The sequence below is a fragment of the Marinovum sp. PR37 genome, from assembly GCF_028807375.1.
Classification (GTDB): domain Bacteria; phylum Pseudomonadota; class Alphaproteobacteria; order Rhodobacterales; family Rhodobacteraceae; genus Marinovum; species Marinovum algicola.
In genome coordinates this window covers 25,894-44,406 of the sequence record NZ_JARAML010000029.1, presented here as the reverse complement: position 1 = coordinate 44,406, position 18,513 = coordinate 25,894, and the positions used below count along the sequence as shown (strand labels likewise).

Here is an 18,513-nt window from a genome sequence, read left to right as displayed (position 1 = left end):
CACCATGGGAACGCGCGCCGGAGGGGGAACCCTCAGCGGAACTCCCAGGCCTCCTGGACCTGCGCCGCCGCGTCCTCGGGCGTGATGGCGCCCTGCGCCAGATCGGCCGAGATGTCGTTCACCGTGGCGCCCACCGAAGCCCCAAGGAACTGGTCGAGGAAGATCTGGTGATAGCTCGAGGCGGCGATGTCCTGCGCAACCTGCTGGAAGAACGGATTTTCCAGGGCCTGCTCGGCACCCTTCACGATCGGGATGAAGATACCTTCACGCGCGACCTCTTCCTGGTGGTCGCGGTTGAGCAGGAACGTCAGGAAGTCGACCGTCCCGGGCGCCGCGTCCGAGGTCACGGCCCAGCCGTTCATGCCGCCCAGGGTGACGTTGTCGCCGCCCTCGGACACCGGGTCGGCGACCGCAGGAAAGGAGATGATCGCCAGCTGCTCGTCGGGAAGGCCCTCGCCGCTCTGCGACCGGCCGCGCATTGGCAGGTAATCCCAGTCCCCCATCAGGTGCAGCGCGCCCTTGCCGTCGGCAAACATGCCGCTGGCGGTTTCATAGGTGGTGCCCATGAACCCCGGCTGAAAGGGCTCGAGGTCGGTCAGCTTCTGGAAATCGGCCCCAGCCGCGATGAAGGGTTCGGCTTCGAAACCGCCATCCGCGCCCTCCATGGCCGCAGTCACGACATCGGCGCCACCCTCGCGCAAGGCCAGGTAGCTCCAGTAAAAGTGCAAAGGCCACTTGTCCTGACCGCCGACTACAATCGGGGTGACCCCGGCGTCCTTCATGGTCTGCACCGCGGCCAGCAGGTCATCCCAGGTCTTGATCGCAGTGTGGTCGACGCCCGCCTGCTCGGTCAGCGCGGTGTTGACCCAGAACACCACCTCGGTGGCATAGAGCGGCAGGCCGTGCAACGCGCCATCCACCGAATAGGCGGTCAGCGCGGCCTCGGGGAAGGTGGCACGCACCTCTTCGGTGATCTCGCCGGAGATATCTTTTAGAAAGCCGGCCTCGGCCTGCTCGACAAGCGTCTGGCCGCCCCAGCTATAAAAGATGTCGGGCCGGGCATTGGATTGCAGCAACGTCGGCAGCTTGGATTTGTAGGCCTCATTGGCGATGTATTCGAACACCACGTCAACACCGGGGTTTTGCGCCTCATAGGCCGCCTCTGCGCGCTCATAAAAGGCCTGCTCGGGATCGCTCGGCTGAACCCGCAGCACGCGGATCTCCTCCTGCGCCAGAGCCGTACCGCTCCAAGCTGCGATTGCCACCAGGGCAGTTGACATCACTTTCATCGATAATCCTCCCGGAATTTTGCCGATCTCGGGATCCTCCTGACCCCGATTCTGCTGTGTTTGACTAACGTACGTCAAAAAAATGACGTGTGCAACGCTTTCGCTGCCAAACACGCGTCAGGGCAGGTTGTCGCGGAGGAAGATCTCGGTATGGATGAGGCCGGTGCGCGGATCTGTCGGCACCGCCTCGATCAGGTTGCGCATGATGACGAGCGCGCTCGTCACCTCTTTGTGTATATCTTGCTGCAAAACGGCGTCGAACACCCCGTCTTGCAACGCCGTCCGCGATTGCTCGGTCAGCTCATGCACGACCACGCGGGGCCGGTCAGCAGCGTCGATCCTGTCCAGCGCCTTTCGCAAGCCGCGATTGCCGCCGCCGAGGCTATAGACACCGACAACATCGGGGTATGCTTGAAGCACGTCAGTCAAAAGCCTGTCAACGCGCGCCGCCTCATCGCCGCCCTCGACGGGCGCCAGCACCTCAAGGGTCGGGAAATCCGCATGCATGACCTGCTCGAAGCCGAGCCTGCGCTCGACATGGTCACGTACCAACATCGAACCGGCGACGATGGCAATACGCCCGGGGCGCGCCTGGCAGAACCGGCCCAGAAGCCCGGCGGCGGTGCGCCCCGCTGCGACGTTGTCGATCCCCACAAAATGCCCGCGCGCCGAGGCCGAAAGGTCGGACACCAGCGTGACGACCTGTATCCCGGCAGCGCGCAACTCCAGGACCGCCTGCCGGACCTCTGCCGATTCAGTGGCAACCATCACCACCCCGTCGACCTTGGCCTCTCGGGCGCGCCGCAAGGCCGCAGCCAGACCGCGGCCATCAAAGGGCGGCACCAGCGAGACGCTGATCTCGGTGCGGTCACGCAGGGCGACCTGCGCATGCGTCTCCAGTTCGGCCGCCAAATTGCGCATGAAGCTGTTGGGGCCATCCGGGATCACGAAATGAATATTGTAGTTCCGCTTGCGCGACAGGTTGGCGGCCATGATATCGCGCTCATAACCGAGCTGCTTCATCGCCGTGCGCACCCGCTCCTCGGTCGCTGCGCGCACGCCCGTCCGCCCGTTTAGAACCCGGTCGACGGTGGAAAGACTAACATTGGCGACACGCGCCACGTCATGCACGGTCGGTCGCGACATATGACAGCTCCCTTGGTTTGCTTCGGCCTCCGGATAGACCAGCGCCGACAGATCGACAAATTGCGAGGGGCCCGGGGAACGCGACGCGGCATTGCGTCCCCGCGCGCGCCTCGAACACCTTAGCCGCGGCTCAGCGCCTTGAGCGCAGCGTAGCTCTCCTTGTAGCGGCCGTGCGCCTCCGAGAAGGCTGTGGCCAAGTCGCGCTCGGGCTCCACCACCCGCGAGATCGCAGGCGGCGTCGCGATCTCGGCCCCCTGCCCGCTTGCCGCCATCAACCCAAGGCGCGCCGCGCCGAACGCGCCGCCGAAATCGCCCGCCACCGGCAGTTCGACCGGCAGGTCGAGCGCCGTCGCGATGGCCTTCAGCCAGTACTCCGAGCGCGTGCCGCCGCCGACGCCGATCAACCGGTCAAACCGTGTACCGGTCGAGGCCAGCGCGTCGCGGCTGTCGCGGATCGCGAAGCTCACGCCCTCCAGCACCGCGCGCACCAGCGCCCGACGGTCGGTGTCATGCCCCATGTGCAGGAAGGACGCGCGGACATGCGCGTCGTTGTGCGGCGTCCGCTCGCCCCCGAGATAGGGCAGGAACAGCGTGCGTGACGGCGCGCGAAGTTCCCCCAGATCCGCGGTCAGCGCGGCGGCCGGGCTGCCGAGCACGCCGGAGAACCAGTTCATCGCGTCAGCGGCGGCGAGGATAACCCCCATCTGGTGCCAGCGGTCCGGCAGCGCGTGGCAAAAGCTGTGGACGGCGCTCTCCGCGTTCGGGTTAAATCCTTGTGTCGCGGCAAAGAGCACGCCGGACGTTCCCAGCGATACGAAAGCCGTGCCCGTCTCCACAACACCCATGCCAACCGCCGAGGCCGCATTGTCACCGCCCCCGCCCGCGACGACGACATCTTCGGCGAGCCCCCAGCGCGCGGCGATCTCCGGCCGCAGCTTGCCGGAGACCTCAGAACCTTCGACCAGCCTCGGCATCTGCGCGCGATCAAGCCCCGTCGCGCCGAGCAGCGGGTCGGACCAATCGCGCGCGGCGACGTCCAGCCAGCCGGTCCCGGCCGCATCCGACATCTCCGAGACATGCTCCCCGGTCAACCAGAGCCGCAGGTAGTCCTTGGGGAGCAGCACCTTGGCGATCTTCTCGAAGACATGCGGCTCGTGGCGGCGCACCCAGTCGAGCTTGGGCGCGGTGAAGCCCGGAAAGACGATGTTGCCGGTGATCTCGCGAAACTGCGGATCGGCATCGAACGCCGCGGCCTCGGCATGGCTGCGTGTATCATTCCACAGCATGCAGGGGCGCAGCACCTTGTCGGAGGCATCAAGCAGCGTCGCGCCATGCATCTGCCCCGAAAGGCCAATGCCCCGTACGGCGCCGGGGTCGATCCTGTCCAGAAGCGCGGCGATTGCCGTTTCGGTGGCGGCGATCCAATCCGCCGGATTCTGTTCGGACCAGCCGTCATGCGGCCGGTCGACCGACAACTCCGCGCTGGCTTCCGCCAGGATCGACTGGTCGTCATCGATCGCCAAGGCCTTGATGCCCGATGTTCCGAGATCCAACCCGATCACTATCATTCTGTCCTGCCCCCTGTCTTTTGCCCTGACTTTGCCGCGCGATGCCCAAAGCCAGGAGCGAACCCAGATTTTGACATACGTACCTCAGAAAATTCTGGGAGAAAAGCAAATTGAGAACGACAGCGCAAAGGACGGCGGGGGAAGGCATCGCCAGCCTGTTGGCCCACGGCCTTTCGCCAAAGTGGCCGGGATGGAGATCACGCCCACGATGCCGCGCCTGCAAGGCTACCGCTGCCCTCCCGGGATCGTCGCCAATGCCGTCTTTTCCTTCCGCCGCTTCGCGGTGGGCAAGGCAGATGTCGAGGAGCTGCCTAAGCGCCTGAAGCGGCCGTCTGACCGTCGCCGAGCTGGTAACTTCCAGCCAAAGGCAAACGGGCTGGCAATGCCCTCCGGGCCGTCGCGAAACGGCGGAATGAAACCGGCACAGGGACTGAGAGCGGCTGCGTGACTCTTATGACCACGCCCCGAACAAAGTGGAAATTGCCAGGGCAGAGCCCGCCCCTAGCAACGATTACAGGGGCTCCGGTTAGCCGGATGCCCCATCACCGGCTGATCCGGCATTCCCAATCATTGGCCGCAAAGCTAAGCCACGGCGAGGATATTGTGCCGTCCGATTTCCTCGATACGGTTGACGCCACACAGACCCATCGTCGTTTCCAGCTCATGCCGGATGAGGTCCAGCGCCTTGACCACGCCGGCCTGTTTTGCGGCGCCCAGCCCGTAGAGCATCGATCGGCCCATCATCACGCCGGACGCACCATAAGCCAGGCCCTTGAACACGTCCTGCCCGCTCGTGAAGCCACCATCGATCAGGATATCCGTTCGCGCCTTGGCGGCCTCGACCACCGAGGGCAGCGCGTGGATCGTCGACGCGGCGCCATCGAGTTGGCGTCCCCCGTGATTGGAAACGACGATCGCGTCACACCCGGTTTGACAGGCCAGTTCCGTATCCTCCGGGTCGATGATGCCTTTGAGGATCAGCCTTCCCTTCCAGCGATCGCGGAAATACTTGACGTCATCCCAGTTCAACGTCGGATCGAATTGGCTGTCCGTCCATTTCGCCAGGGTTTTGCTGCTGCCGACATCCGCGACATGGCCATGAATATTGCCGAACTGCACCTGTCGGTGGCGCATCATGTCCCAGCACCATTGCGGCTTGGTGGCGAGGTTCAGAAGGTTGCGAAGCGTCGGCGCCGGCGGGGATGACAACCCGTTGTGGATGTCCTTGTTGCGCTGGCCGACCATCTGCAAATCCAGCGTCAAGACTATGGTGTCGATCCCGACCGCTTCACAGCGCTGCAACAGGCGTTCGATAAAATCCCGGTCGCGGATGACGTAAAGCTGGAACCAGAACGGCGACGTCGCATGTTGCGCCACCTCTTCGAGCGAAGCGATGGAAACCGTCGACAGGCAATAGGGCACGCCGAATTCCTCACAGGCGCGCATGGCATGTACTTCGCCGTTCGGCCAGAACATTCCAGTCAACCCCGTCGGCGCCATCGCAACCGGCATCCGCACATCCTGACCGACCATCCGGCCCTTTGCAGTCCGGGTCGAGACGTCCCTGGCAACGCGCTGCCTTAATTTGATGTCGGCCAGATCCCCGGCGTTCGCGCGATAGGTGCTTTCCGTCCACGACCCGCCGTCGACGTAGTCATAGAACATTTTCGGCACCCTGCGGCGCGCGGCGCGCCGGAGGTCTTCATTGCAAGCAAAACGGGGCATGGCTTTCCTGTTCGGTTGTCAGCCTGAGGTGCGCTGGCGGCGCGGAACAGAACACACATGAGGCGGGCCGTTCTGATCGTCGGCAAGCGACAAAGGTGGAAAGCGCCAGTTCTTCAGGACTTGTTGACGGGTTATCAGTTGTCTGATAACCCTACCACAGAGGCGACGACATTCAAGCTCGAATCTCGACGCTTCAAACCTGAAACGGGAGGACAGAATGACTTGGAATGTATTGACGCGCGCCCTGCGGGGCAGCGCGGTGCTGCTTTGCACCTTGGGGGCACAAGCCGCGGCCGAAACCGCGGTTGAAACGGCTGCAAGCACCTTTTCGACGGACCTTTGCGAGCCGATTGACAAGGCCGCGGTGGCCGACATCCCCGGCGCTGTATCGGGGTTCACCGGCTACGCATCGGCTCCCGGCATGTGGCTGACAGAGCCCGAGGCCAGCGCCCTGACCGGCAAGCGCATTGCCATGAGCGTCATGAGCCTCGGCCATCCCTATTTCCAGGCCATTGCGAACCACTGGGAAACGCTGGCGGAAAAATACGACTTCGAGCTGCGGGTGTTTGACGGCCGGTTTGATGCCGGAACGGTTCAGCGCATGGTGGACGACATCATCTCATATGCGCCCGACGGCGTGGCTTTTGCGCCGCTCGACAGCGCCGCTTCAGTACCACAGGTCAAGCGCATGCTGGATGCCGGGTTGAAAGTCGTGACCTATAATGTGCAGCCGGCGGAAATGGTTGCGCCCCGCGTTTTCGCGAATGATTTCGACGGCCCGCGCATCGTCGGCTGCAACCTCGCCCGGTACTTCCAGGCCAAGTTTCCCGAACGCGACCCGGTGATCGGCATCGTCGACCAACCCGAGTTGCTTCAGGTTCAGGATCGTAAGAACGGGTTTCTCTATGGCTTTCTTTCCCTGATGCCCGAGGCGCGTGTGGCCCAGGCCGTCAACGGCGGCGGGGTGATCGACAAGGCCAATGCCGCCGCATCGGACCTGTTGCAGGCCCATCCCGACATCAACGTGATCTTCGGCATCAACAACGACAGCTCGTTGGGCACCGTGGCCGCCTTGAAAGCGGTCGGCAAATATTCCGACGAATGGGGCGCGCTTGCCTCGGTCGACGGGTCCGAACCGATCATGGGCGAGCTTGGCAATCCGGTGTCCCCGCTCAAGGCCGAAAGCGGATATGGTCCCTACGACTTTTCCCTGGCCGCCTTCAACCTGCTGGCCGCGACGATCGAGGGCGAGGCGGATGAGACCACCCAGGTCGTGGTCGGCTATCCGCCCATCATTCCGACCGAGGACGGGATCGAAAGCTGGTTGGCTCAGCAATACCCCCGCTAAGTTATCCAAAGGGGCGGTGTCATTGCGCCGCCCCGCCTTCCAGACATTTGAATGCAGGAGCATTGCCCGTGCAACATTCGGAGCCGGTTGATCCCGGCCTTTCACCATTGCTGAGAGCCACTGGTCTGGGCAAATCCTTTCCCGGGGTACAGGCATTGAGTGGCGTGGACTTCGACCTTTTCGCAGGTGAAGTACACTGCCTTATCGGCGAAAACGGCGCCGGGAAATCCACGCTGGTCAAGATCCTCGCTGGCGTCCAAGAGGCCGATGCCGGCACATTCGAGGTCAATGGCAAGGCGATGTCCTTTGCCAATCCGCAGGAATCCCAGGCCGCCGGAGTGGCCTGCATCTTTCAGGAACTGGCGGTTGTCGATGGCCTTTCGGTTTCGGAAAACATCCTCTTGGGGGATGAACCGGGACGATTTGGGTTTTTCGACAGCAAGGCGGCGGATGTCCTGGCGCAGGACCTGCTGGACAGCATCGGATTTTCAGAGCTGCGCGCCAGCCAGCAGGCCCGTGATCTTTCGGCGGCCCAGCGGCAAGCGGTGATGATTGCCAAGGCGCTGCGGCAGAACGCGCGCCTGATCATCATGGATGAACCGACCTCCCCCCTGGAAGAAGCCGAAGTCAGGAAGCTCTTCAAGGTCATCGACCGGCTGCGCGCGGCGGGCAAGGGGATCATCTACGTGTCCCACAAGATGCGGGAAATCGACGAGCTTGGCGACCGCATCACCGTGTTCAAGGACGGCCACAGGGTCGGGACCGTCACGCGTGGCGCGGCGACGCCCGAGGACCTGGTCAGGATGATGGTGGGCCGCAAGCTCGACACGCTTTTCCCCGCGCGTGACAGCCAGCCCGGCGCTCCGGTCCTGGAAGTGCGCGGCCTGTCCAATGCGCATATCCGCAATATCGATCTGACGGTTCGCCGGAACGAGATACTCGGCATTGCCGGGCTGGTCGGCTCGGGGCGCACGGAATTGCTGCGGGCGATCTTTGGCGCGGACCGGGTCAGCAGCGGCACGGTCACGGTCGAAAACGCGCCCGTGCCGCCCAATTCCATCCCCGCCGCAATCGAGGCCGGGTTTGCCATGGTGCCGGAGGAACGCCGCAGTGCCGGGATCGTGCCGGTTCTCTCGGTGGCGGACAATACCGCGATCATCTGGGATCAATATGTCAATCGCCGGGCCCACGACGGCCCGAGACCGGACGCGATCCAGAAGATCATCGAGATGCTGGGCGTCCGCACGGCTTCGGTCACACAATCCATTTCCGCGTTAAGCGGCGGCAACCAGCAAAAGGTCGTCGTCGGCAAATGGCTTCTCAGTCAGACGCGGGTTCTTTTGCTGGATGAACCCACGCGCGGCGTCGATGTCGGCGCGAAAAAGGAAATCTACCAGATCATTCACGACCTCGCCGAGCAAGGGCTCGCGGTTGTCTTTGTCTCGTCGGAGCTACCCGAACTGCTTGGGCTGGCGGATCGTATCGTCGTCATGAACAGCGGCGAAATCGTCGGCGGGCTTTCCGGTGACGCAACCGAAGAACAGGTCATCGAACTGTCAATGCTTCATGCTGCGACCCCTATTCTGACAGGAGAACATCCATGAGCGATGTCGCAACGCCCCATTCCACCGCCGGAATGGGCCAGAAATTCCTATCGAACCGCAATATGGTGCTGACCGCCGCGACGCTGGCCGTGCTCGTCTTGATGTGCGGTGTCTTTGCCACTCTGACCGACCGGTTTCTGACGGTGTCGAATTTTCAGAACGTGATGCGCAATGCGGCGCCTGTCATCATCGCAAGCTGCGGCATGACAACGGTTATGATTGCCCGTGGGCTCGATCTGTCAGTCGGAAGCGTGTTGGCGGCCTCTTCGGTAATCGCCGGTTCGCTCGCCGTGGCGGGCGTGCCCCTGTATCTCGCATTCCTGCTGGCGGTTCTGTTTGGTGCGGCGGTCGGTGCCGTAAACGGCGTGATCATCGCCGGGCTTGCCGTCAGCCCGATCATCGTGACGCTCGGCATGCTGAATATTGCCCGTGGCGCAGCGTATCTGATCAGCCCCAGCGCCATTCTGGTCGGCCTGCCATCCGGCTGGAGCTTTCTGGGAACCGCCAAGGTCCTGGGATTACCGATGCCGATCGTCATTGCGGGCATCGTCGTGGCGGTGTTCTATGTGATGACAAGTTACACCACCTTCGGCAAACGGATCTATGCCATCGGCGGCAACGAAGAGGCCGCGCGCTTGTCCGGGATCAACATCAAACGGACCCTGCTTTGGCTCTATGTCATGTGCGGCATGACCGCCGCGCTCGCCGGTGTCGTGCTGTCCTCGCGCGTGGGCTCCGGGGATCCCAATATCGGGGTGGGATTTGAGCTTCAGGTGATCGCCGCAATCATCATTGGCGGCACCAGCCTGTCGGGTGGCGAGGGTCGTATCCTTGGCACGGTCATCGGCGCTCTGATTATCGGTGTGCTGGCAAACGGGCTGAACCTTGCGGGTGTCGAACCCTTCTGGCAGTTTGTGGCTCAGGGCCTCGTCCTTATCGTTGCCATCATCGTCGACCGCTTGGTGCAGGATGGCGTCCTCAAGATGAGAAAGGGCGCGTGATCATGGCCCGATCAGTCGAAAAATACGCCGTTGTCACCGGAACCGCCGGGATCGGCCTGGGCGTGGCCCGGCGGCTTGTCCAGGATGGCTTTGCGGTCACGCTTTGCGGCGTCGACGCTCAGGACAATTCAGTCGCCAAAGAGGCCCTGCCCGAGGCAGCTGTTGTCGAACTCGACGTTTCGGATGATCGGGCCGTTGCGCAGTTTGCCGCATCATTGATCGCGCGTATCCCCAAGCTGGACGCCCTGATCAATTGTGCCGGAATTCAACCCTACGGCACAATCGAAACCACCACCCCCGCCGATTGGCAAAGGGTGATCGGTGTGAATCTTGGCGGGTATTTCAACATGGCGCACTTCCTGTACCCGCTGCTGAAAAAGGCCGGCGCCGCCTCGGTTGTCAATTTTGCCTCGGTGCAGGGGCACAGGTGTCAGAACAACGTGCTGGGCTACGCGACCAGCAAAGGCGCGATACATGCCTTCACGCGCGCCCTTGCGGTGGATGCTGCGCGTGATGGCATCCGGGTCAACTCCGCTTCCCCCGGCTCGGTTCGGACCCCCCTGCTGGAATTCGCCGCGCGCGAATTGACACCCGCCGATGGCGACCCGGCGGCAACCATGCAGGGCTTTGGCGACGCCCATCCCGTGGGGCGCGTCGGCACCACGCAAGAAATCGCCGCCCTGGTCTCTTACCTGACCGGCCCGGAAAGCGCGTTTCACACCGGGGCCGATTTCGTTATTGATGGGGGGCTTAACATCAAGTTGGGCGTTTAGTCAGGACAGGCGAATGACAGAGGACCCGGGAACCACAAAGATGCCGTTGCGCGCCTCCCGCGCCGATTTGCCAACCATGCTGGCGGATGCCCTGCGTGAACAAATCCTGTCGGGCGAACTCGCTGCCGGAGACAAGCTTCCGACCGAACGCGCCTTTTGCGAACGCTACGATGTCAGCCGCGCCGTGGTGCGTGAAGCGGTGTCGCGCCTGCGCCACGAGGGGTTGCTGTCCTCGCGGCAGGGTGTCGGCGTTTTTGTCAGCGCGCCCGACAAGAACCGGTTCCTGTCCATCACAGAGGAACAAATGTCCCAGCCCGAGGATTTCCGGCATCTGTACCAGGTGCGAAATATCCTCGAGAGCCAGACCGCGCGACTGGCGGCGCAGTTTCGCAGCGAGCAGGATCTGGCCAAGCTGCGCGCCCTGATCGACGACATGGAAAGCGAAACGGCCAGCCCGGAAAGCTATATCGAAGCGGATTTCGGCTTTCACCGGGCGCTTGCCGCAGCCAGCCAAAACCCGTTTCTGGTGTTGTTCATCTCGTACATCGATCAAACCCTCAAGAACAGCATCGCCCTGGCCATAGACAAACAGATCTTTGAAGAGACGACGAAAATCGCAGCGCAAGAGCATCAGGTCATTCTGGACTGCGTCGAGGCGCAAGATGAACAGGGCGCATGTGACGCGATGACCCGCCACCTTGTCGGGTCATCGGAACGCCTGGGGCTGGCAAGCTGAAGCCCCATCACACTTGACCTCACCATGCGTCGATGCGATGCCGCTACAACTGCGACAGGGGCGCCCGGAAACGGGCTGAGATGTACCCTTGGAACCTGACCCGGATAATGCCGGCGGAGGAAGGCGCGCAAATCCCCGGGGTGCAGGTTCCGGCTTTTGCAATCCTCTCTTCTGCCGGTGCAGATGAGGAGCGCTTTGATGATCCCCAACATTCTCTCGATTGCCGGATCCGACAGTTCCGGCGGCGCTGGCATTCAGGCCGATATCAAGGCGATCTCGGCCAATGGCGGCTATGCGATGACCGCCATCACGGCGCTGACCGCGCAGAACACGCGGGGGGTCTCGTCGGTGCATCTCTGTCCGCCCGACATGCTGTTGGCGCAGATCGCGGCGCTGCGCGCGGATGTGCGCATCGACGCGGTCAAGATCGGCATGCTGGGCGACGTGGCGCTGACCCGGGCCGTGGCCGGCGCGCTCGAGGGGCTGGCCTGCCCGATCGTGCTCGACCCGGTGATGGTGGCCAAGGGCGGCGACAGACTTCTGGCCGAAACAGCGGTCATGGCCCTGCGCGAGACGCTGCTGCCACGGGCGGCGCTGGTCACGCCAAATCTGCCGGAGGCGGCCGACCTGCTGGGCCAGGCCGAAGCCCAAAGCCGCGAGGACATGCACGCCCAGGCCCGGGCCCTGCTGGCGCTCGGGTCGGGGGCGGTGCTGCTCAAGGGCGGGCACCTGGCCGGCGAGATCTGTCCTGACCTGCTGGTCACCTCGGCGGCTGACATCTGGCTCGAGGCGCCGCGCATCGCCACCGGCAACACCCATGGCACCGGCTGCACCCTGTCCTCGGCCATTGCCACGCGGCTGGGCCGGGGCCACCCGCTCGAACATGCGGTGCGCCGTGCCAAGGCCTATATCACCGGTGCCATCGGCGGCGCCGACAGGCTCGATGTGGGCGAAGGGCACGGCCCGGTGCATCATTTCCACGCCGTCGAGGCCCAGATCGCCGCAGGCCCGTAAAGACGCCGGGCAAGCCAGTGCGCCGCCGCAAGGCCTTACAACAGCGCGTCGGTCGAGAGCTTGATCGTCAATGCCGCCAACATCAGCAGGATCAGCCGATCAAAGCTCCGGGCCGAGATCGACTTGGCCAGCCAGCCACCGATCCGCATGCCGAGAAACAGCGGCACCAGCGCGGTGACACCGATCAACAGGATCGTCGGGGTCATCACGCCGGCAGCCAGCAACAGCGGCACCTGCACCGCGGTGGTGGCGGCAAAGAACAGCGAGATCGTCGGAATGAAGACCGGTCGCGACAGTTGCATCGCATTGAGAAAGCTCACCGAGACCGGCGCCGAGATCCCGGCAGCACCTTGCAGCACCCCACCGAGCGCGCCCATGGGCGCCGCCAGCCGGTTGGCCCGTGCGGAAGAAAGGGCGAAGGCCGGGCTCAGCAACCGTAGGCCGATATAGGCCAGCACCGCCCCTGACAGGATGAGTTTGAGCGTGTCGGAGCTCAGCCAGACCAGCATGAGCGTGCCAAGGCCCACCCCGGCCGCCCCGGCGCCGGCAAAGACCCAGGGAAATCGCCCCGGAAGCCGCGCCCGGCCGAACGCCCGGAGCTGCCAGACATTGGTGGTGAAATTCGGCAGGACCATCAGCGCCACCGCCAGCTTCACGTCAAAGAACGAGGCCATCACCGGCACCGCGATCACCGGCGCGCCCAAGCCGAGTGCGCCCTTGAGCATGCCACCGGCCAGAAGGGCCAAGGCAATCGCGGCCAGCGAGGCTGGATCGGTAAGCGCTGAAACCATGGCAAGTTCCGTTCAGGTCGTGACGGCACTTTATGGATACATTTTCAGAGTAGTTGCAAGATATTTTGCCAAAAACGTATACGTATTAGCTGAGTTTTACTCGAAACGCCCCGTTTCAGCCCCTTGCTCCAGGGCCGAGCGGGGGCAGCGCAGCTCCCATTCCAATCCCTGTGGCGCATAGTCGATCCGCACTTCGCCCGACATCGACGAGGCGGTCATCGTGTCGAGAACGGTCGAGCCGAAACCCTTGGACCGGGGCGGGCAGACCTCCGGCCCGCCGGTTTCCCGCCAATTCATGCGAAACGTGCTTCCGTCGATCTCCCAGCCGATGTCGACCCGGCCGGCCTCATTGCTGAGACTGCCGTATTTGGCGGCGTTGGTGGCCAGTTCGTGCAGCGCCATGCTCAGGGTCTGGGCCGCCGCCGGCGGCAGAACCACCGGCGGGCCCGAAATCATCACGCGGCTGCCGATGGTGCCGAAATGCCTGAGCTGGCTGGTCACCAGATCGGAGAGGTTGATGCGCTGCCATTCGTTGTTGACCAGCAGATCCTGATTGGCCGCCAGCGCCTGCAACCGTTCGCCAAAGATCTTGACGAACCCCTCGGGCGAATGCGCCGCGGTCTGGCGGGCGATCACCTGGACGATGGACAACAGGTTCTTGCTCCGGTGGTTGACCTCGCGCATCAGCATCTGCCGCGCCTCGTCAGAGCGGCGCCGGGCGGTAATGTCCTGAATGATCTTGATCAGATAGGCGATGCGGCCGTCGGAATGGCGCACACAGCTGACCGTTGTGTGGCCCCAGACCACCGCGCCATCGCGATGCAGGTAACGCTTTTCAAGATCGTATTCATCCGCCGCGCCCGAGGCCAGCCGGCTCCAGGCCTCGTGGTTCAGGGTGAGATCGTCGGGATGGGTGAAATCGTCAAGCGCCTCGCCCTCCATCTCGGACACCTCGCGGCCCAGCATCCGCGCCAGGCTTTCGTTGACGCGCAGCAGCACGCCATTGCCGCCGACGATGCTGATGCCGACGCCGGCATTCTGAAAGGTGGCGCGAAACCGCTCTTCGGCGGCCTCGATGGCGCGGGTGCGCTCGGCCATCCGCACCTCGAGCGCGGCATTGACCTCGGCCAGTTCGGCAACGGCCCGGCGTTGCTGCCTGGTGATTGCGGCGACAATTACCCCGGTCGCGGCGGCGACCAGCAACAGCACCTGCATCCGGGTGTGCGGCAGCACCGGCCCCGAAGGCGAGACCGCGGCGATCTCAAAGGTCTGCGCATGGGCGGCGATGGCCACCGCCAGCGCCAGAACGGCCAGCGTTGCGCCACGGAATTCGAACCGCAAGGCGGCCCAGAGAACCGGCAGCGGCAAGAGAAAGGCATGCGCCGCGCCGGTGCTCATTTCCCACGAGGTGAGCCCGAAAAGCAGCAGGCCGATCACCGCCCCCTCGAGCAGCTGCGCGCTGTCGGGCCGCGGACGCTCGCGCCAGATGTTGTGGGCGGAAATCACCAACGGCGTGGCGATCAGAATGCCGGTGGCATCGCCCAGCCACCAGACGGGCCAGGTGGTGGCAAAAGGATTCTTGCCGACAAGTGCATCAATGGCGCTGCCGAGAGTGGCGCTGATCACCGGCGCGCCCAACACGCCGATTGCCAGCAGCGCCAGGACCTGGCGTAGCGTGTCGATCCGGCGAATCGGTGCGCCGAGATACGGCGCCAGCAACAGGGCCGCCACCAGAACTGCCGCGGCATTCGCCCCGACATAGCCCAGTGCCCAGAGCAGCGGGTTGCCGAACCACAGCGCGTTGCCGGTCAGCTCGCCCAGTGCCGCCACCGCGATCCACCACGGCCAGCTTTGCCGCGGGCTGGTCAGCAACATGGCAAGGATGACGCCATTGGGTGGCCAGACCGTGATCGGGATGTCGGGGATCACCATCATCCAGCGCCCGAAGCCGGCGGCCAGCAGATAAAGCAGATAGACCGCCGCAAGTCCCAAGGCGGTGGGCCGACCCGGGCGCGCCACGGCCGTTGCCGCGGGTGCGGCATTCACCGGCGCGAGGTCGGGGCTCGTATCGACCGAAGCGGCCGCGCGCGCAGATTGGTCCACTCCCATCCCTCTCTCGTTGTGGCTCGGAAAACGACACCACGACCGGCCCGCCCGGTGGCCCGGTTGCCGATCCCGGCGTCCGATACGTAGGATATCACCGCTGGTCATCCTCCTGCGAGCGGATAAGAGTATCAAGGGAAAATCGTCGACTCCGGGCCGAACCGCTCCGGCAGGGAGCCGGGGGCAGCGTCCGGAAAGCGATGCTCCCCAAGGTCTTAGCCAGAAGTTTCCGTGGCGGAACGGATCGCCAGAGCGGTCACTGCGAGAGTTTTTCGAAGACGTCGCGGTGGGCGTCGATGCTGGGCGCCGGGGTCCGGGCCTGTTCGGTCGGCACAGCGATCCTGTTGGCCTGCCAATCCCGCAGAGTGATATTGGCCGGACTGTCCTTGCTGACCGCGAACTGCATGGCGCTGACCCGCCAGCGGTCCTCCTTGCGACGCAAGATGATGAAGCTGAGGTAAGGCTCTTCGGTCAGCAGCTGGCGCTCGCGCACATAGCGGGTTTCATAGGTGGCCCAGATCGTGTCCTCGCCCTTGCGCACCGCATCAAGGCAGCGGCGCACCATATGGGTCAGCCGCTTGCCCTGGATCTCGGCGATGAAATGCGCGCAGAGCGCCCGCATCTCGGCGCGCGTGTTGGCCACGGCGCGGCCCTGAAGACTTTCGAGCGTGCAGGGAATGTCGCAATACTCCAGCGTCGCCTCGACATCGCCAGCCATGGTGGCGTCGCCCTGACGGTCGAGAAAGTCCTGCGTGATAATCCGCGCCTGATCTTCTGTCATCTGAATGCCGGTCCCAAAAACACGCGACGTCAATATGTGATGGCAACAATGCTCGGCTTCCCTTGCCAAGACGTCAATAGCTGCGCGCCAAAATCGGTAAAAAGCGGGGCGAACCCCGCCTTTCCGGCAGGGGCGGCTCAGGGCTTCATCCGTGCGCCTTCCCTGTCAAAGAGCGGCCCGAGGGTGACTGTCGCGTCGAACAGGCGCCGCGCGATATCCACCTGCACCCGCTGCCCGTCGCCGAGGCCCTTGGCATGGCCCAGTGCCACCGGCGCGCCAACACGAAAGCCGAAGGCGGCCGAAGTGGTCTGGCCGACGATCTGGTCTTCGGCGTGGATTGGCTCGTGCCCAAGGGGCACTGCCTCGGCATCGTCAAAGGTGAGCGAGATCACGTGGTTTTCCGCGCCGGCGGCACCACGCGCCGCCAATGCCTCGGCACCAATGAACCCGCCCGTTTTGCGGATGGCAAAGTCGAGCCCGGTCTCGATCGGGGTCACGTCGCCGTCAAGCTCGTGCCCCATGGCGCAGAAGCCCTTCTCGATCCGCATCGCGGTCTGGGCGTAGAGCCCGGCAGGCGTGGCCCCCGCCCCGGTCAGTGCGGCGTAGATCGCCGGGGCGTTCTCGGCGCGGCAGGTGATCTCCCAACCGGCCTCGCCCACATAGGACATCCGCGCCGCGCGCACGTGATGGCCGGCGATATGCGCCGGGCCGACCTTGAAGTACCCCAGATCGTTCAGCTCGGGCGCCCCGCAGTCCGCCGCGATCCGCGCCGCCTCGGGCCCCATCAGGCCGAGCACCGCGTAATCTTCGGTGCTGTCGGTCAGGGTGACGTCGAAGCCCTCGGCGTGCCGGCGGAACCAGGCCAGATCGCGCTTGATCGCCGCGGTGCCGACAAACAGGCGGTAGTGATCTTCGGCAATGCGATGGGCGGTGATGTCGGATTCAAACGTGCCCCGGTCGTTCAGCACGGCGGTGTAGATCACCGAACCGGGCTTGCGCGCCATGTAGCCGGCGCAACTGCGCAGCAGAAACGCCTCGGCGTCGGGGCCCTGCACCTCGATCTTGCCAAAGGGCGAGGCGTCAAAGATCGCCGCCCGCTCATGCGCCGCCGCGACCTCGGCTCTGACCTGATCGAACCAGGGCGGCCGGCCAAAGGTGAGGGCCGGTGTGGCCTCGCCGCCAAAGTAAAGCGGCCGCTCCCAGCCGTAGACCTGGCCAAACCGCGCCCCGGCGGCCACGTAGTCCTTGTGCAGCGGCAGAAGGCGCAGCCCGCGCGCGGTCTTGAGCTGCTTGCCGGGAAAGGCGATTTCGTAATGCGTGCCAAGGATTTCCGGCGCCCGGGCCATCAGATGTTCGACCGAGTTGAACACCGGTGCAAACCGCTTGGCATCGGCCTCTGAGAGATCATAGGCGGTGTGGCCATGCACGATGCAATGCGCCAGGTTCATCCCTGCCCCGCCGCCCGAAGCCATGCCGACCGAATTCATCCCGCAGCCAAGGAAAAGCCCGCGCGTCTCGGCCGTCTCGCCCAGCATGAAGGTGCCGTCGGCGGTAAAGCTCTCGGGCCCGTTGAGCAACGATTTCACCTCCGCCGTTTCCAGCGCCGGCAGCCGGTGCAGGGCGTTCATCATCATTGGTTCGAAGTGATCCCAATCCTCGGGCAGCAGGCGGAACTCGAAATTCTCGTCGAGCACGCCCGGCGCGATCGGCTTGCCCATCGGTTCGAAACACCCCACCAGCAGACCGCCGCTGTCGTCGCGAATGTAGAGATGATTGTCGTGGTCCGAGAGCGTCGGCATGTTGCCGGTGATGCCCTCGACCGGCTTGGTCAGCAGGTAGAAATGCTCGCAGGCCAGAAGCGGCACCTCGGCCCCCGCCATCGCCCCGACCTCACGCGACCAGAGCCCGGCACAGAGCGCCACGGCGTCACAGCGGATCGTGCCGCGCGTCGTCTCGACGCCGCGCACCCTTCCGTTCTCGGTCAGGATGCCGGTCACGCCGGTCTGTTCGAAGATCCTGGCATTGCGCTTGCGGGCGGCCTTGGCCAGCGCCGCGCAGACATCAGAAGGCGACACCCGCCCGTCGTCGGGCGACCAGACCGCGCCCAGCACGTCCTCGGCATTCATCAGCGGCCAGCGTTCCTTGGCCTCGCCGGCGCTGATCGAACGGGCATCGATGCCATAGGCATGGGCCAGCGCCTCCTGCCGCCGGATATGGGTCAGCCGGTCGGGGTTGGTCGCGATCGAGAGCGAGCCCTTCTGAATCCAGCCGACATTCTGGCCGGTCTCTTCCTCGAGTTGGGCGTAAAGATCGACGGAATACTGGATCATCCGGGTCAGGTTGCGCGAATGGCGCAGCGCCCGCACCTGCGCCGCCGAATGCCAGGTGGTGCCCGAGGTGAGCTGGTTGCGCTCGACCAGGACGGCGTCGCCGACCCCCATCCGGGCAAGGTGATAAAGGGTCGAGCACCCCATGATGCCGCCGCCAATGACGACAACTGAGGCGTGTTCGGGCAATGTCTCGGACATGAGGGTCTCCTGCTTGGCCATCGTGAGGCTGACCGCATGAAACACTTGTTTCAGGAGTTGACAACACACAAAACGTTTGAAACGCTCAGTTTCAGGCGGAAAGGAG

15 protein-coding genes and 1 riboswitch are annotated in these 18,513 nt (G+C 64.2%); of the genes, 7 read left to right on the top strand and 8 right to left on the bottom strand.

Going from position 1 to position 18,513, the window contains the following annotated elements:
• Positions 1-32: 32 nt before the first annotated feature.
• From PVW49_RS19990 to xylB, 3 genes are all read right to left on the bottom strand, one after another.
• Positions 33-1,289 carry an ABC transporter substrate-binding protein gene (locus tag PVW49_RS19990; protein ID WP_274591377.1) on the bottom strand — a complete coding sequence of 419 codons (1,257 nt, stop codon included), beginning with the start codon at positions 1,287-1,289 and terminating at the stop codon, positions 33-35.
• A 117-nt stretch (positions 1,290-1,406) separates the two neighbouring features.
• On the bottom strand, positions 1,407-2,435 hold the full coding sequence (locus PVW49_RS19985; protein ID WP_274565368.1) for a LacI family DNA-binding transcriptional regulator: 1,029 nt from the start codon (positions 2,433-2,435) through the stop codon (positions 1,407-1,409).
• 119 nt (positions 2,436-2,554) lie between these two features.
• On the bottom strand, positions 2,555-4,000 hold the full coding sequence (gene xylB / locus PVW49_RS19980; RefSeq protein WP_274591388.1) for a xylulokinase: 1,446 nt from the start codon (positions 3,998-4,000) through the stop codon (positions 2,555-2,557).
• Here xylB and PVW49_RS19975 point away from each other — a divergent pair.
• Positions 3,966-4,451, top strand: a complete 486-nt coding sequence (locus PVW49_RS19975) for a hypothetical protein (RefSeq protein ID WP_274591376.1) — start codon at positions 3,966-3,968, stop codon at positions 4,449-4,451. The two genes, xylB and PVW49_RS19975, sit on opposite strands and share 35 nt — an antisense overlap.
• 134 nt (positions 4,452-4,585) lie before the next feature.
• Here the strand turns inward: PVW49_RS19975 and PVW49_RS19970 are convergent, their stop codons facing one another.
• Complete coding sequence (locus tag PVW49_RS19970; RefSeq protein ID WP_274591375.1) at positions 4,586-5,728, bottom strand: alpha-hydroxy acid oxidase; 1,143 nt, start codon at positions 5,726-5,728, stop codon at positions 4,586-4,588.
• A gap of 217 nt (positions 5,729-5,945) precedes the next feature.
• On the opposite strand from PVW49_RS19970, the gene PVW49_RS19965 reads away from it, so the two are divergent.
• The 6 genes from PVW49_RS19965 to thiD all read left to right on the top strand — a co-directional run bounded on the left by PVW49_RS19965 (position 5,946) and on the right by thiD (position 12,204).
• Positions 5,946-7,076, top strand: coding sequence for a sugar ABC transporter substrate-binding protein (locus tag PVW49_RS19965; RefSeq protein WP_083416151.1), 1,131 nt, complete (start codon positions 5,946-5,948; stop codon positions 7,074-7,076).
• A gap of 68 nt (positions 7,077-7,144) precedes the next feature.
• Positions 7,145-8,680, top strand: coding sequence for a sugar ABC transporter ATP-binding protein (locus PVW49_RS19960; protein WP_338020404.1), 1,536 nt, complete (start codon positions 7,145-7,147; stop codon positions 8,678-8,680).
• Complete coding sequence (locus PVW49_RS19955; RefSeq protein WP_083416152.1) at positions 8,677-9,681, top strand: ABC transporter permease; 1,005 nt, start codon at positions 8,677-8,679, stop codon at positions 9,679-9,681. Before PVW49_RS19960 ends, PVW49_RS19955 begins: the two co-directional genes overlap by 4 nt.
• A 2-nt stretch (positions 9,682-9,683) precedes the next feature.
• On the top strand, positions 9,684-10,454 hold the full coding sequence (locus tag PVW49_RS19950) for an SDR family NAD(P)-dependent oxidoreductase (RefSeq protein ID WP_274591373.1): 771 nt from the start codon (positions 9,684-9,686) through the stop codon (positions 10,452-10,454).
• Positions 10,455-10,467: 13 nt separating this feature from the next.
• The gene (locus PVW49_RS19945; protein WP_048534332.1) at positions 10,468-11,190 is read left to right on the top strand and encodes a FadR/GntR family transcriptional regulator; all 723 of its coding nucleotides are present in this window, start codon (positions 10,468-10,470) and stop codon (positions 11,188-11,190) included.
• A 46-nt stretch (positions 11,191-11,236) separates the two neighbouring features.
• A riboswitch (TPP riboswitch) is annotated at positions 11,237-11,329 on the top strand.
• Between the two features lie 59 nt (positions 11,330-11,388).
• Complete coding sequence (thiD, locus tag PVW49_RS19940) at positions 11,389-12,204, top strand: bifunctional hydroxymethylpyrimidine kinase/phosphomethylpyrimidine kinase (RefSeq protein ID WP_274565371.1); 816 nt, start codon at positions 11,389-11,391, stop codon at positions 12,202-12,204.
• Between the two features lie 35 nt (positions 12,205-12,239).
• On the opposite strand, the gene PVW49_RS19935 is transcribed toward thiD, so the two are convergent.
• The 4 genes from PVW49_RS19935 to PVW49_RS19920 form a co-directional block, all read right to left on the bottom strand.
• The gene (locus tag PVW49_RS19935) at positions 12,240-12,995 is read right to left on the bottom strand and encodes a sulfite exporter TauE/SafE family protein (RefSeq protein WP_274565372.1); all 756 of its coding nucleotides are present in this window, start codon (positions 12,993-12,995) and stop codon (positions 12,240-12,242) included.
• Positions 12,996-13,091: 96 nt separating this feature from the next.
• Entirely contained in the window at positions 13,092-15,098 is a 2,007-nt protein-coding gene (locus PVW49_RS19930; RefSeq protein ID WP_274565373.1) for a sensor histidine kinase, read from the bottom strand.
• 256 nt (positions 15,099-15,354) lie between these two features.
• The gene (locus PVW49_RS19925) at positions 15,355-15,879 is read right to left on the bottom strand and encodes a hypothetical protein (RefSeq protein WP_048534325.1); all 525 of its coding nucleotides are present in this window, start codon (positions 15,877-15,879) and stop codon (positions 15,355-15,357) included.
• Positions 15,880-16,016: 137 nt separating this feature from the next.
• Positions 16,017-18,407, bottom strand: a complete 2,391-nt coding sequence (locus PVW49_RS19920) for a GcvT family protein (RefSeq protein ID WP_274591372.1) — start codon at positions 18,405-18,407, stop codon at positions 16,017-16,019.
• Between the last annotated feature and the right edge of the window lie 106 nt (positions 18,408-18,513).